Here is a 14014-nt window from a genome sequence, read left to right as displayed (position 1 = left end):
TAAATAGGTATTTTAAATGCAGTATAGTCTTCTGCTAATCCATACCCTTTTAAAAAAATAATAAACATATTATATGCAAAAAATATCATCCAGCAAAGGAAAAAAATAATTGCAAAGAAATAGGCAAATTTATTTTTAAGTATTCTTTCGTCGTGAAGCATTGTCCGTGTTATCTCATAAACTCAAGCACCGCATCCGTAATATACTTCAGCTGCTCTTCGTCCAGTTCCGTGTGCATCGGTAAAGAAATTACCTGATCCAGAAGCTTATCTGTATTCACAAAACCGGCATCATTGCTTTCCTGGTAATATGCTTTCTGCTTTCTCAATGCTACCGGATAATAGATCATTGCCGGAATTTCTTTTTCAGCAAGGAACTTCTGAAGCTCGTTACGTTTTCCGTTCAGAATTCTCAGAGTATACTGGTGGAATACATGGGTAGAGCTTTCTGATCTTTGCGGGGTAAGAATATTTTCATGTCCGGCAAATGCTTCATCGTAATAATCCGCTGCTTTTCTTCTCGCTTCATTGTAAGAATCCAGGTGAGGAAGTTTTTTTCTTAAAACAGCAGCCTGAATGCTGTCTAATCTTGAGTTTACCCCAACCTCGTCATGGTAATATCTTTCATACATTCCATGGTTTACAATCCCTCTTAAACGGTGTGCCAGTTCATCGTTGTTGGTAAAGATAGCTCCGCCGTCTCCATAACATCCCAGGTTTTTGGAAGGAAAAAATGAAGTGGTTCCCACAGTTGCCATAGTTCCTGCATATTTTTCGGTACCGTCTAAGAAAGTATACTTGGCTCCGATGGCCTGTGCATTATCTTCAATCACGTACAGGTTATGTTCTTCAGCGATCTTTAAAATCTCTTCCATATTGGCGCACTGCCCGAAGATGTGTACAGGAATGATCGCTTTTGTTCTCGGCGTGATCGCCTTTCTGATCTGCTCCGTTGAGATTGTGAATGTATCGTAATCTACATCTACCAGAACTGATTTCAGTTTCAGCAAATGAATAACTTCTACTGTTGCGGCAAAAGTAAAATCAGCAGTGATCACCTCATCCCCTTCTTTAAGGTCTAAAGCCATCAGTGCGATCTGCAGAGCATCTGTCCCGTTGGCACAAGGGATTACATGCTTTACGTCTAAATAAGATTCCAATTCATTCTGGAAAGACTTTACCTCAGGGCCGTTGATAAAAGCCGCTGAATCCATTACATTTAAAACTGCATTATCTACATCATTCTTTATTTTGTAATACTGACTTTGTAAGTCAACCATCTGAATTTTTTTCATAAACAAATATTTCTGTAAAAATAAGGAATTTAATATCCTATCAAAAATTTTATTGATTTTGTTTTATCTTTATAGAAAATAACTGCATGAAAAAACTTTTACTCTTTTGTCTTTTAACAGGTTATTCCGCTGTAACGGCACAAACAGAACTTGTTTTTGTACATTTTACCGACAAGCCCAATAAAGCGGCATTTTATGCCAATCCTCTTTCGGAGCTTAGTCAGAAATCCCTGAACAGGCGTACAGCACTGGGTATTCCGCTCAATGACCAGGATGCCCCTATTGAAGCTTCTTATCTTCAGAATCTTCAGAACCTGGGATTTACGGTGACGGATTATTCCAAATGGCTGAACGGAGTGGCCGTAAATGCTACCTCAGCACAGATCGCACTTCTTCAGACCCAGCCTTACGTCTCTTCGGTAGAGCGTTTTGCCAGAAACAGTCCGGCTATTCCTAAAACAGCATCGGCAAGTAAATGGAATGATATTTCCGGAGCGCAAAAGGAGCTTACTGTTTTTGATTATGGTTCCGGCTCTGCGCAGATCGACCAGGTCAATATACGTCCACTCCATCTTGCAGGATTTACCGGAACAGGTGTTTCCATTGCGGTGATCGACACCGGTTTTCCTTATGTAAATACAGGTTCAGCTTTTGAACGTCTCCGCACCAATAATCAGATTAAAGAAGGCTATGATTTTGTAACCAAGACGGCTGATATTTATAATACATCCCTCCATAATCACGGGTCCGTTGTTCTGGGAGCGATTGGCGGCTATATTCAGGATACTTTTGTAGGATCTGCTCCTGACGCTGATTTTTATCTTTATCGCAGTGAAAATGCGGTGGGTGAAGTTCCCCTGGAAGAAATATACTGGATAGAAGCTGCTGAACAGGCAGACCGGAAAGGCGTGGATATTATCACCGCCTCCCTCGGATATAATATTTTTGATGATCCGCGGTACAATTACGAATATGCGGATATGAACGGAACCACTTCCTTCATAGCAAGAGCTGCCGGAATAGCAGCAGATAAAGGAATATTTGTTCTTGTAGCAGCAGGAAATGCAGGACAGCAGCCGTGGCATTATCTGACAACTCCCTCTGACAATGCCAAAGTATTCAGCATCGGAGCGGTAGACGGAACAGGTGCTTCATCAGGGTTTTCTTCTTACGGACCTAATTCCCTGGGAGTAGTGAAGCCGGACGGAAGTGCAAGAGGAACGGGAACCACTACGGTAAACAATAACTCCACGGCCATCGTTAACGGAACTTCCATTGCCACTCCTATTGCAGCAGGCGGAGCAGCATGTTTTTTACAGGCATTCCCATCTATGAACCGGGAACAGATCAGGACAAAACTGAGGGAAACAGCTTCTCTTTATCCGGCCCATACCGATCAGATGGGATATGGAATACTCAATTTCGGGGGGCTGTACAATAATGTTCTGAATACTTCCGAAGTTGTAAAAAAAGAAAAATTCGTTATTTTCCCGAATCCGGTTAAAAATATTTTAAATGTTGCTTCGGAAAGTGACGTTCAGGCACTGGAAGTGTACGACAACCTGGGAAGGCTGATCAGAAAAAACACCGGAATAAAGTCTGTAAAAGTCGAGGATTTTGCAAAAGGAACCTATTATCTGAAGATTATGACTAAGGACAAGGTGTACTACGAAAAGTTTTTAAAAGAATAATCGCCGGACCCGGTTAAAACCCGCAATCATCCGTTAAAAGCTGATATCGGCGGTCATTAACTGTTAAAATTCAGCAGATAAAAAAACGCCTTCATATCCGGAAGGCGTTTTTTGTATTTTACCGGGATTACGCTGAATTCCGGCTTGCATTAATGTTTCCGAATAAGGATCTGGTAACCAGTTTTTCATAAGCTTCCTTATTGCCTTCCCCTTTCTGGATCTTCATCAGGGCATACTGCTGAATGCTGAGCAGCGGAAGCACGATCTTTTCACGGATCTTCACCGATTTTCTGGAAAGCGGGTCTTCCTCCTGAAGCATTTTGAATCCGGTAAGTTCCAGCATAATATCTCTGGAAAGGGTATATTCATCAAACAATATATTCCAGAATGCGCCGAATTTCGGATTATCTCTGATGTAATAGGTAAGCGGGAAATAGGATTTATTCATACTCATCATCGAATTCAGGACTAAAGTTTTAAAGAAATCCGAGCCTTTATACAGCTCTTTTACTTCTTCAAACCTGCCCTGTTCTTTCATCTGCTGCATGGCAAATCCAAATCCGAAAAATCCGGGTACGTTCTGCTTCAGCTGCGACCATGATCCCACAAACGGAATGGCTCTCAGATCTTCAAATTTCAGTTCACTGCCGTTTCCTCTTTTGGACGGGCGGCTTCCGATATTGGTCTTCCCGTAATATTCCAGGGTACTCATTTCCTGAAGATAGGGCACAAACATAGGGTGTGCTTTCAGATCTGAGTATTTTTTATAGCTGATCTCTGCCAGTTCAATAATAAGCTTTCTTTCTTTTTCGGTGAGGTCTTTCTTGGAGTTTTTAAAGACGTCATTTTCCACTCCGGCAGTGAGAAGCTGTTCAAAATTGTATTTTGCCTGCTCTTTGTTTCCGAAGATGCTGGTAATGGTCTGCCCCTGTATCGTCAGTTCTATTTTATTATTGGCAATGGTATTTCCCTGCGATGCGTAGAAATCGTGTGTTTTGCCTCCTCCTCTTGCAGGCGGACCTCCTCTGCCGTCAAAGAATACTACTTTAATTCCATTCTGAACGGAAAGTTTCGTTAAAACTTCTTTAGCTTTATAAATTTCCCAGTTGGCCTTCAGATAACCTCCATCTTTGGTTCCGTCTGAAAAGCCGAGCATAATGGTCTGCTGGTTGCCTCTTCTTTCAAGATGCTTTTTGTAGACAGGATGCTGATAAAGCTCATTCATCACCTGTTCTGCATTGGCAAGACCTTCCATAGTTTCAAAAAGCGGAACAATATCCATATTGATCTCTTCTTCTTTATACCCACAGATTTTGAAAAATGCGTATACATTCATCACATCCTTTACCGCATCGGAATTGGAAATAATATAGCGGTTCATTCCTCTGTAACCGTTCAGCTTCTGAATCTCTGCTACCTGTGAAACTGTCAGCAGGGTATCTTTTACAATATCTTCAAAATCATCAGGGTTTATCTGCTCTGAAATCTGAATAAGTTTACTGAACTTTTCGGTCTCATCGGCCTGAATATTCCCGTTTATCTTTGCAAAAACCTCATCGATCACTTTCTGATGAATCCTGCTGTCCTGGCGGATATCCAGCGTGGCAAAATGGGTTCCGAAGATCATCACGCGGTCTCTGAAATTAACCAGCAGATCCAGAAACAGGGAATTGTGCTCATTCACCAGTATTTTCTCTGCTTCCCCGGTTCTTTTCAGGATATTCTCTGCAGTTATATCCTTTCCGTTAAAAATAGCATCGTATAATTCATCATTCAGCTGAGAAAGGACTTCCGATACTCCCCTGAAGCTGAGTCTTCTTCTGATAAACTTCAGGTGGCTGTAATAGGATTTAAGAATGGCTGAACGGAGTTCCTCAGCTACTCTTTTGGTGACATCAGCGGTCACAAACGGATTTCCGTCCCGGTCTCCTCCCGGCCAGAACCCAAGCTGTATAATGTCTTCATGGAGGTGGAAATGTCCGTTTCCGAAGGTCTTTTTAATCTTGGTAAAGAGTTCCCCGATGGTGTCGTAATACACATACCTCAGATAAGAGATAATACTCAGAGCTTCATCAATAGGGGTAGGTTTTTCTTTGTTGACGAAAGGGGTTTTCCCCAGCTGCTGCAACAGCATATCGATCTGGGTAACGGAATCGCCGGTGATGGCTCCTCTCAGATCCTGAATGATACGCTGTACCGAACTCGGATAGAACTGTGTAGGGTGAGCGGTAAATACAACCTTTACCGTGAAATCCTTCAGCTTTTCGCGGACTTTCTCCAGTTTATGATCCTGATACGAACGCTCAAACAGATTGGTTACCGTTCCACTGTCGCTTTCAGAATGAAGATTGGGAAATGCCGCATCTTCAATACTGTCAAACAGTACAACCTGTCTTTCGATGTACTGAATGATCTTGAAAAGCAGTTCCAGTTTCTGTTCTTCTGACTGGAGATCCGTATGGTTTTTAAAAAATTCTTCAACGATGTTTTCGGGGGTCTTTCCGGCTTCATAGCCATTCCGGCTTTCCTCATAAAGGAACGGAAGTAGCATTCCGATATTCGTCATTTTATCATAGGGCAGGCTCATAAATAATGAATTGTAGATCTGGAATTTATTCTCCACGATCTGCCTGAATTTTTCTGCGCGTTGGTCGTGTATCATATTAACAAATGTAGTGGATTTGCTTTTAATTTACATGGGTTTTTCTTTAAAAATAATTAATTTCTGCCTGATTACGGATCTTTTGTTCATTCTCCGGCAATTGTTATTTTTGCAGAATAAAAACGTCCGGATGATAAAAAATTTTATAAAACAAATTCTCATTGTATTCTTTTCTTTTATTTTCTTATGTTTTAAGGCACAACATGCAGAGCAAAGCGTCAACAGCTGGATCATCTTTGTAAATCCTTCTGATTTTTCAGATTCTTTCAAAAATGAGCTTTCAAAACAGCTTAGAGAAAGTCTTTTCACTTTAATTAATCTCAATGAAAATTCTGAAAATCCTGTAACCCTCGCCATCGGCCTGGAGAAAACAGAATATCAGCCGCTTAATGGAGGTCTATCCATCAATGCCAGCATTATTTCCAGAGAAGACGGTTCTTCTTATCCTGTAACAATAAACTGGAAATCTGATTCGTTCAGCGATGTAAGGAAAATTCAGAAAAGTGATATTTCCGGCAAACAGATTATTTTCAATTGGGGTGATGATTTTCCAAAGAAGGAACTGATTGAGATCATTACCCGTGAAAAGATATATGAAGTAACGAACGGACTGCATTATATTATTAATCCAATCTATTATCCGGACCTTTCCGTTATTTTAAAAACAGAAAAAGAGCTTAGTCTCCCTGAAGCTAAAATCATTGAAAATATTTTTAAAGTAAGAAAGGATGTTTATGTTTCTGAATTATCTGATAATTTTATCATGCTGGATTTTCAGATTAACAGCCTTAATTTTACGGACAATGTTTATAAGAAAGACATGCTCTATCTAAAAGAATGTATTGATAAAATTTCAAAACTGGATTTTGCAGGGAAAATTAAAAGTGTAGAGATAAAATAAAAACACATGGGCTACATCAGGGCAGATTACGGGCAGATCCTAACCCTTCAGAAGGCAGAAGGGATTTATTGCATTGAATATTCTGACCGACATTTTGTTCTGCAACTTTTAGATTTACAGCCGGAAATCACCTGAAGCCAATGACCAGAAAGCTTATGGAATCGAAACTAAAGAGAATTATGACAGGAGATGTCAGTTCCGGTTATAAAATGGACTTTTTGTAACCATCTTGTATTTCAACTTCAGCAGGCATTTTGTAAATTTGCAGGAAATCATTTTTATGAAAATCATCTTTGCTGTTTCACTGCTGCTGTCCAATCTGTTCATCGCACAGGTTACCGTTCCTGATGATTTTAAAAAGATTCCGGATATCATGGATAATACTGATCTCCTCTATCCTTTCATTATTCCGGACAAAAGCTATGAATACTGGCGGGTGCTCCGTAATGATCCCGATCCGGATAAAGCGATCATCTACGACAGCCAGATGCCTGAATCGATGACCATTAATGATCCGGCTCCTGAAAAGGGATTTTTTCAGCAGTGTATGGGAAATGCATGTTTTTCCTACATCCTTGCCTGTAAAAACAGCCGTACCGTTTACTTTTCCACCGAACAGCAGCTGAGAGATTTCATCGGAACCGTGGACAATCTTCCGGAAGCACTCTTACTGGCCAAAACCTACGGTTTTTCGGTAGATTTAACCAGTAAGCTGAGCAGTTCTTATAAAATGGACGACCGGCATATTTATCTTTACGTTTCCAAACCTAAGAACTGTCCGGAAGTGAAAGAATCTTTCTCCATAAAAATCAGCAGAAAAACGGGAAAGGCAGAGATCAGGAGCAACGGAATCTACGGAACGGATAAAGACTGTATTTCTGTTAAAAAGTAATGTTTCATGCCTCTGAAACGAAGTTTGAAGCTTCTCTTAAAAGTTCTGATAATAATTTGTAACTTGGCAAGCATATCTTAATTCCAATCTCTGAATATGAAATCATTACTCCTTTTATTTTCAGTTATTTTACTGTTCAGCTCCTGCGAAAAAGACTGTTACAATCCTCCGCAGCCGATTGTTTTTGAATTTGTGAATAAATCCGGAGAGAATCTTATCGAAAACGGGGAACTGACTTATATGACGGTTCAGGAAGATACCGGAAACGGTAACTCTATCGGGATAGAACTTACCAAAACCAGTGATCATAAAGTTATTTTAGAAAAGGTAGGTGCCTTTGACGGGGAGAAAAATTATAAATTCTATTCCAACGTCAATGCATTTGATTTTTCCATTAAGTCTTCAAGATTTACAGCCGGATGTGAAGGGTATCAGATCAAAAGCCTGGTTTTTAAGAATGTCATCAATGCAACGGATGAAAAGGGCTATTATAAAATTGTTCTGAAAAATTGATTTTCTGTGTTTCAAAAAAAACCTTCCATAGTTTTTATGAAAGGTCATGATAAGAATTTTAAAATTTCATTAACGCAATTTTCCTCAGTCTTTCCGTAAATTTGGATACATTAAATTTAAAACAATGCTTAATTTCGAATTTAAAAATCCAACCAAAATACTTTTCGGAAAAGGTGAAATTGCTAAAATTTCCAAAGAAGTTCCTGCCGATGCAAGAATACTCATGATCTACGGAGGCGGAAGCATCAAAAACAACGGGGTTTATGACCAGGTGAAAGAGGCTCTGAAGGACCATGAACTCTATGAATTCGGAGGAGTACCGGCTAATCCTGAATATGAAGTACTGATGGATGCTTTGCGTTTTATCAGAGAAAAAAACATTAATTTTTTACTGGCCGTTGGCGGCGGATCTGTCATCGACGGAACTAAATTTCTTTCTGCGGCAGCCAATTATGACGGTGAACCCTGGGAAATTCTGAGAAACTCAGTAAGAACTTTTGAAGGAGAAGGTATGCCGTTCGGAAGCATTCTGACCCTTCCTGCCACAGGTTCTGAAATGAATTCCGGCTACGTGATCTCGAGAAGGAAAACCAACGAAAAACTTTCTTCCGGCGGACCGGGACTTTTCCCTTTGTTTTCTGTTCTGGATCCTGAAGTAATCCGGACAATTCCTAAAAACCAGATCGTAAACGGTATCACAGATGCATATACCCACGTTCTGGAACAGTATATGACAGCCCCTTCTTCTGCCGACCTTCAGGAAAGAATTGCTGAAAGTATTCTGATCAGTCTTCAGGAAACTGCTCCGAAAGTACTGGCAGATGATTTCAATTATGATGCGGCCGGAAATTTTATGTGGTGCTGTACTATGGCTTTAAACGGACTTATTCAGAAAGGTGTTATCACAGACTGGGCCGTACATGCTATGGGACACGAGCTTACGGCATACTTCGGAATCGATCATGCCAGAACATTAGCCATTATCGCACCTTCTCATTACCGCTATAATTTTGAAGCCAAAAAAGGCAAACTGGCACAGTATGCTGAAAGAGTGTGGGGAATTACAGACGGAAGCCTGGAAGAAAAAGCTGAACAGGGAATAAAAAAACTGGAAGAATTTTTCCACAGCCTGCATATCAAAACCAGACTTTCCGAATATACCGAAGACTATAACGGAACCGCCGAAAGAGTGGAAAAAGCCTTTACGGAAAGAAACTGGATTGGATTGGGTGAATACAAAAAACTGAGCCCGCAGGATGCTTTTAAGATTGTAGAAATGAGCTATTGATTTATATGGAAGAGCGGAGCGGACTAAAGTCCGCTCCTATTGAATATGGCAGTCTTTTATTGATATAGCATTACAAAAAAATCTTTAAAATTTTTCTGAACAAGAGTCTGTTGTTTATATGAAGATTAATAAGTCTTGATTCGGCGGGCTGAAGCCCGCCGAATCAAGACTTATTTTTAGACAGAGGGTAAGGTTCAGTCCTTTTAAATACAATTTCTTTCTTTTAGCAGTCCTGTTTAATTAAATCAAATAATTCCTCTGAGCACAGGTTAAATATTCTTTTTTTTCCCGTTTTCAGATCTATAAAATCATACAATAGCCCCGGAATCGTTTTATTTATAAACATTCGTTTAAAAAACCTTAATTTCATTATAGATATTTCAAATTTATTTATATTTTAGCATATTCTTAAATTTGTGAAAATGAAAAAACAACTACTTTTATTTGCCTTTTCAGCGCTGGCACTTACTTCCTGCAATGATGACAACATGGAAGCCTATGAACTGGAAATGATGAGCGGAGATTGGACGGTCAGCAAAATAGAGACTATTTCTGGAAAGGATAATAAAACTGTTATTAAAACTGAGGTTCCTACGGGTTGTATGGCCAAAAATACACTTTATTTCAGAAGCGATCATTACATCAGCTATACTGCTTATTCAGGAACAGGGCTTGAATGTACCCCCAATGCAAAAAATGAAGGTGAATTTACCTACAATCAGGAATCCAAACTCCTGAGTACCAAATTTAAAAATGATGATGAAAAATGGTACAGAGTAGAAGTACTCACCAGCAAGGATCTGAAAGTGGCACAGCTTTTTGGTGCTTCCGATCAGAATGATGATGATATAGATGACCTGATTTACATTACCTATAAAAGATAAATAAAATACAGACTCCCGGTTTTATCGGGAGTTTTTCATTATTTTTACCTGTATTTTAAAACTGATTATAATGAAGAAGATTCTTTCAGCATTTCTGCTGCTTTCTTTTGCCTTTTTCTTTTCACAGGAAAAAAAGCCGATGTTCTGGCAGGACATTCAGAATTTCAAAAAAGCCGATCAGGAAAACCCACCTCCCAAAGATGCCATTCTTCTCATAGGAAGTTCATCTTTCACCAAATGGACTGATGTTGCGGATTATTTTCCAGACAAAACGATTATTAACCGGGGTTTCGGAGGTTCAAGGCTGACGGATCTCAATTATTTTGCTGATGACCTTCTATCACCTTATCAGCCCAAACAGATCATTATTTATTGTGGTGAGAATGATTTTGCTGATAATCATAAGCTGAAAGCTCAGAAAGTAGTCAACAGATATAAAGCTTTTTACAAAAAAATACGTGAGAGATTTCCCAATATTGAAGTGGATTACATTTCCATAAAGTATTCTCCAAGCAGAGAAAAGCTGTGGCCCCAGATGAAAGCAGCCAATAAAAAGATAGCTGCATTTATGAAGAAACAGCCGGATGCTGAGTTTATTGATGTTACCAGGGCTATGGAAGATGCCAATGGAAAGGTAAGAACAGATATCTTTGTGGAAGATATGCTTCACTTTAAGCCGGAGGGATACCAGATCTGGGCTAAGGAAATAAGGCCTTATATGAAATAATACCATGAAAGATTCCACCAGAAATTTACCGATTTATAAAAAAGCGGAGGAAATCTACAAAACCCTGCAAATAATTACAGACCTGTTTCCTGAAGATAATGACTATCTTCTGCATCTGAAATCTCATCTGCTAGGAGATATTACACTGATAATGGCCAAAATTTCCGGTGCAGAAGCTGTAAGACTGTATGACATCAAAATGGAAAATGCCGCCATTATACGGAAGGCTGCAAGGGATATCATGGTTAGTGGTAATACCCTTGAACTACTGGGCTTTTCCGATGCGCAATATTATAAGATCATCCGCAGTCTGATAGAGGATTTCCGGCTTCTGTTCATCGACTGGATTGCAACTTTTAATGCCCGGCATTATATTGTGGATACCTGGGGACTCTTCAATCCTCCGGGGATATCACCCGATCATATACAGGGAGATGATGAGCTGGATTTTCTGAATGAGGATGAAGAGATCTGAAAAAATGATTTATAAATTCTCAAACGGTTATTCTAAATAAAAGCCTTCCCCGGTAATTACTTATTCTACGCTTTTCTACAATAAATATTTCATTATTTCCGTTTTATAAAAACCAGATTATGACTGCTGATAAAAAACACGGATATACCAATGATGGTCTTCATGAGAAAGTAAAACAGATTTAAAATATTTAACTGCTACAACGGAATTAAAAGTAAAAACCATGTTTTTAAACTAAAGTATCCGGTAAGTTTTTGATTTTAAACCACGAAATAATATTGCATCAATAACTTTTAACCATGACAAAAAAACGAATAACCATTTTAACCGCAGTATTACTGTCTTCCTTTGTATCTGCACAAAAAAGCTCTGATAAAAGCAAGCTTGTAAAGGAATTTTCGGATAAAGCATGTAAATGTACGGACTCTATTGCTTTATTTGACCGGAACAAGCAGGACATCATCAAAGACATCCATGAATGTATCGATAAACAGACCGGAGTGCTTCAGATGACTTTACTGCTATCCGGTGTTGAAGAACTTTCTAAAAAAGCTCCTGAAGTTGACGGAAAAAAACAGGTAAACCTTACTTTAAATACTGACAAAAATTCTGACCAGTATAAGGACAGCTATAATGAGATCGAACGTTATCTTTTAAGAAACTGCGCCAGTCTGAAAAAAGCTGTAAATACGGCTGAAAGCAAACTTAATCATCTTTCAAAGGATGAAGAGGCCATGAATTTCTATAACAAAGCCATGGAAGCTTCAAGAAAAGAAGACTGGAAGGAAGCCGTAAAAAATTATGAAAAGGCTGTAAAGAAGGACCCAACGTTCACCTATGCCTGGGATAATTTAGGAATCTGTTACAGAAGACTGGAAGAATATGACAAATCTATTGAGGCCTATAAGAAATCTCTGGCCATCAACCCAGCCGGCAAAATGCCGTTACAGAATATAGCGATTGCGTATGTTTACAAAAAGGAGTACCAAAAGGCCATAGATGCTTATTCTGCGATGGATAAAGCATACCCCGGAGATCCTGAAGTATACTACGGCATGGGCCAGGTTTATTTTAACAACCTGAATAATAATGAAAAAGCACTGGATTATATTTGTAAAGCATACAGGATCTATAATGAACAGAAGTCTCCTTACCGGTCTGATGCAGAAGCTGTAATAGGCTTTATCTACAACAAGATGAAAGCAGAAAATAAACTGGATAAGTTCAATGAGATTCTTAAAAACAACAATATCCAGACACAATAAAAAAAGCTCCACAGGGAGCTTTTTATGATTATTTCTTTCTTTTTGATTTTGATATGGATTTCTGCTGAGCCCTGTTGGCACCAAATTTCTTTGGGGCTTTTCTTTTGGATGGCCCTCCCCAGTTTTCTTTTGTATTCTTGGCTTTCTTTTCATGAAATGCCCCTCCGCCTTCATTCAGTTTTACCGGTGCAGGGTTTTTCATGGCTACATGTTCTTCTTCAGAGGCTATCTTCTTAGGATTGATTTTCACTCCTTCAGGGAAATCGTTAAAATGAAGATCTTTATCCATTAAAAGCTCTATATCAAGAATCAGAGGCTCTTCTTTTTTCGTCACAAAGGTAATGGCTTTACCGTCTTTATCCGCTCTACCCGTTCTACCGATCCTGTGAATATACTGCTCGGGAATGTCCGGTGTTTCAAAGTTGATCACATGGGTAATATCCGAAATATCAAGACCTCTTGCCATCACGTCGGTGGTAATCAATCCTCTGATCTCTTCATTTTCAAATCTTTTCATCGCTTTAAGCCTGTAATTCTGAGATTTGTTGGAGTGGATCACATCAAACTGCTCCGGGAAAAGTTCGTCAATTTTGGTAAACAGCAGATCAGCATGTTTTTTATTGTTGTTAAAGATCAGCACCTTAGACATTTCATCATTATTCTTCAGTAAATGTTCAAGAAGGTTGATCTTCGTATTGAAATTTTCAACTTTATAGGCAGTCTGCTCAATTTTTTCAAGCGGTGTTCCCGATTTAGCCAGTGAAATTTCCACAGGGCTGGCAAAATATTCATCCAGCATTTCATCTACGGCTTCCGTCATGGTGGCCGAGAAAAGAATATTCTGTCTCTTCTCTTTCATCATTTCAAAAATATGGGTAAGCTGTGGTCTGAACCCTAAATTAAGCATTTCATCAAATTCATCAATGATCAGCTTCTGTACTTCTTTCAGAGAAATGGCATTGTCTATGGAAAGATCCATTACCCTTCCCGGCGTTCCCACTAAAATATCACAGCCGTCATTGAACAGTAATTTCTGGGTGTTGATATTTTTTCCACCATATATTCCGATCACTCTTGCCGTAATGTTTTCTGTAAGCTTCTCAAGAATTTCAGTTACCTGAACCACTAATTCTCTTGTAGGGACAAGTACTAAAACCGTAGGATTTCCTGTTTTATTGTATTTCCAGGTTTTAAGAACAGGTAAAAGGTAGGCCAGTGTTTTTCCGGTTCCGGTTTGGGCAATTCCCATTACATCTCTTCCGGAAAGTATCGGCTTTAAGCTCTTCTCCTGAATTGGAGTAGGCTCAAATAATTCCAGATCCGCTAAAACATCAAGAATTTTAACCGGCAGGTCAAAATCTGCAAAAGTGAGTTTTTCCATGCTGCAAAGATAGGCATTTAATTAGAAGTCAGAAATCAGAG

The 14014-nt window shown here is 39.2% G+C and carries 12 protein-coding genes; 9 read left to right on the top strand and 3 right to left on the bottom strand.

What is annotated here, in order from left to right; all coding sequences use genetic code 11:
• Positions 1 to 169: 169 nt before the first annotated feature.
• The gene (locus AC106S_RS12330) at positions 170 to 1294 is read right to left on the bottom strand and encodes a DegT/DnrJ/EryC1/StrS family aminotransferase (protein WP_482439434.1); all 1125 of its coding nucleotides are present in this window, start codon (positions 1292 to 1294) and stop codon (positions 170 to 172) included.
• An 86-nt stretch (positions 1295 to 1380) separates the two neighbouring features.
• Here AC106S_RS12330 and AC106S_RS12325 point away from each other — a divergent pair, with 86 nt between their 5' ends.
• A complete protein-coding gene (locus AC106S_RS12325; RefSeq protein WP_482439432.1) occupies positions 1381 to 2985 on the top strand; it encodes a S8 family peptidase in 1605 nt (534 codons plus the stop codon).
• 127 nt (positions 2986 to 3112) lie between these two features.
• Here the strand turns inward: AC106S_RS12325 and AC106S_RS12320 are convergent, their stop codons facing one another.
• Positions 3113 to 5647: a phosphoenolpyruvate carboxylase gene (locus AC106S_RS12320; RefSeq protein ID WP_482439430.1), complete on the bottom strand. Its 2535-nt coding sequence runs from the start codon at positions 5645 to 5647 to the stop codon at positions 3113 to 3115.
• A 130-nt stretch (positions 5648 to 5777) separates the two neighbouring features.
• On the opposite strand from AC106S_RS12320, the gene AC106S_RS12315 reads away from it, so the two are divergent.
• From AC106S_RS12315 to AC106S_RS12280, 8 genes are all read left to right on the top strand, one after another.
• On the top strand, positions 5778 to 6548 hold the full coding sequence (locus tag AC106S_RS12315; protein ID WP_482439429.1) for a hypothetical protein: 771 nt from the start codon (positions 5778 to 5780) through the stop codon (positions 6546 to 6548).
• A gap of 280 nt (positions 6549 to 6828) precedes the next feature.
• Positions 6829 to 7440 carry a hypothetical protein gene (locus AC106S_RS12310; RefSeq protein WP_482439427.1) on the top strand — a complete coding sequence of 204 codons (612 nt, stop codon included), beginning with the start codon at positions 6829 to 6831 and terminating at the stop codon, positions 7438 to 7440.
• 96 nt (positions 7441 to 7536) lie between these two features.
• Positions 7537 to 7953, top strand: coding sequence for a hypothetical protein (locus AC106S_RS12305; protein ID WP_482439426.1), 417 nt, complete (start codon positions 7537 to 7539; stop codon positions 7951 to 7953).
• A gap of 124 nt (positions 7954 to 8077) precedes the next feature.
• The gene (locus AC106S_RS12300; protein ID WP_482439425.1) at positions 8078 to 9241 is read left to right on the top strand and encodes an iron-containing alcohol dehydrogenase; all 1164 of its coding nucleotides are present in this window, start codon (positions 8078 to 8080) and stop codon (positions 9239 to 9241) included.
• A gap of 422 nt (positions 9242 to 9663) precedes the next feature.
• Positions 9664 to 10125 (top strand): lipocalin family protein, encoded by a 462-nt coding sequence (locus tag AC106S_RS12295; protein WP_482439424.1) that lies wholly within the window; start codon positions 9664 to 9666, stop codon positions 10123 to 10125.
• Positions 10126 to 10195: 70 nt separating this feature from the next.
• Positions 10196 to 10852, top strand: coding sequence for a GDSL-type esterase/lipase family protein (locus AC106S_RS12290; RefSeq protein ID WP_482439423.1), 657 nt, complete (start codon positions 10196 to 10198; stop codon positions 10850 to 10852).
• A gap of 4 nt (positions 10853 to 10856) precedes the next feature.
• Entirely contained in the window at positions 10857 to 11327 is a 471-nt protein-coding gene (locus tag AC106S_RS12285) for a hypothetical protein (RefSeq protein ID WP_482439421.1), read from the top strand.
• Positions 11328 to 11626: 299 nt separating this feature from the next.
• On the top strand, positions 11627 to 12592 hold the full coding sequence (locus tag AC106S_RS12280; RefSeq protein WP_482439420.1) for a tetratricopeptide repeat protein: 966 nt from the start codon (positions 11627 to 11629) through the stop codon (positions 12590 to 12592).
• Between the two features lie 28 nt (positions 12593 to 12620).
• On the opposite strand, the gene AC106S_RS12275 is transcribed toward AC106S_RS12280, so the two are convergent.
• On the bottom strand, positions 12621 to 13973 hold the full coding sequence (locus AC106S_RS12275; protein ID WP_482439419.1) for a DEAD/DEAH box helicase: 1353 nt from the start codon (positions 13971 to 13973) through the stop codon (positions 12621 to 12623).
• Positions 13974 to 14014 lie beyond the last annotated feature (41 nt).

The organism is Chryseobacterium sp. FR054 (genome assembly GCF_056844565.1).
Note: the sequence above shows the minus strand (reverse complement) of the source record. Positions and strands in the feature narration are given on the sequence as shown.

What these genes read in the sequence shown, in the direction of transcription:
- AC106S_RS12330 (WP_482439434.1), bottom strand. Translation starts at nt 1,294, where the DNA reads ATGAAAAAAATTCAGATGGTTGACTTACAAAGTCAGTATTACAAAATA.
- AC106S_RS12325 (WP_482439432.1), top strand. Translation starts at nt 1,381, where the DNA reads ATGAAAAAACTTTTACTCTTTTGTCTTTTAACAGGTTATTCCGCTGTA.
- AC106S_RS12320 (WP_482439430.1), bottom strand. Translation starts at nt 5,647, where the DNA reads ATGATACACGACCAACGCGCAGAAAAATTCAGGCAGATCGTGGAGAAT.
- AC106S_RS12315 (WP_482439429.1), top strand. Translation starts at nt 5,778, where the DNA reads ATGATAAAAAATTTTATAAAACAAATTCTCATTGTATTCTTTTCTTTT.
- AC106S_RS12310 (WP_482439427.1), top strand. Translation starts at nt 6,829, where the DNA reads ATGAAAATCATCTTTGCTGTTTCACTGCTGCTGTCCAATCTGTTCATC.
- AC106S_RS12305 (WP_482439426.1), top strand. Translation starts at nt 7,537, where the DNA reads ATGAAATCATTACTCCTTTTATTTTCAGTTATTTTACTGTTCAGCTCC.
- AC106S_RS12300 (WP_482439425.1), top strand. Translation starts at nt 8,078, where the DNA reads ATGCTTAATTTCGAATTTAAAAATCCAACCAAAATACTTTTCGGAAAA.
- AC106S_RS12295 (WP_482439424.1), top strand. Translation starts at nt 9,664, where the DNA reads ATGAAAAAACAACTACTTTTATTTGCCTTTTCAGCGCTGGCACTTACT.
- AC106S_RS12290 (WP_482439423.1), top strand. Translation starts at nt 10,196, where the DNA reads ATGAAGAAGATTCTTTCAGCATTTCTGCTGCTTTCTTTTGCCTTTTTC.
- AC106S_RS12285 (WP_482439421.1), top strand. Translation starts at nt 10,857, where the DNA reads ATGAAAGATTCCACCAGAAATTTACCGATTTATAAAAAAGCGGAGGAA.
- AC106S_RS12280 (WP_482439420.1), top strand. Translation starts at nt 11,627, where the DNA reads ATGACAAAAAAACGAATAACCATTTTAACCGCAGTATTACTGTCTTCC.
- AC106S_RS12275 (WP_482439419.1), bottom strand. Translation starts at nt 13,973, where the DNA reads ATGGAAAAACTCACTTTTGCAGATTTTGACCTGCCGGTTAAAATTCTT.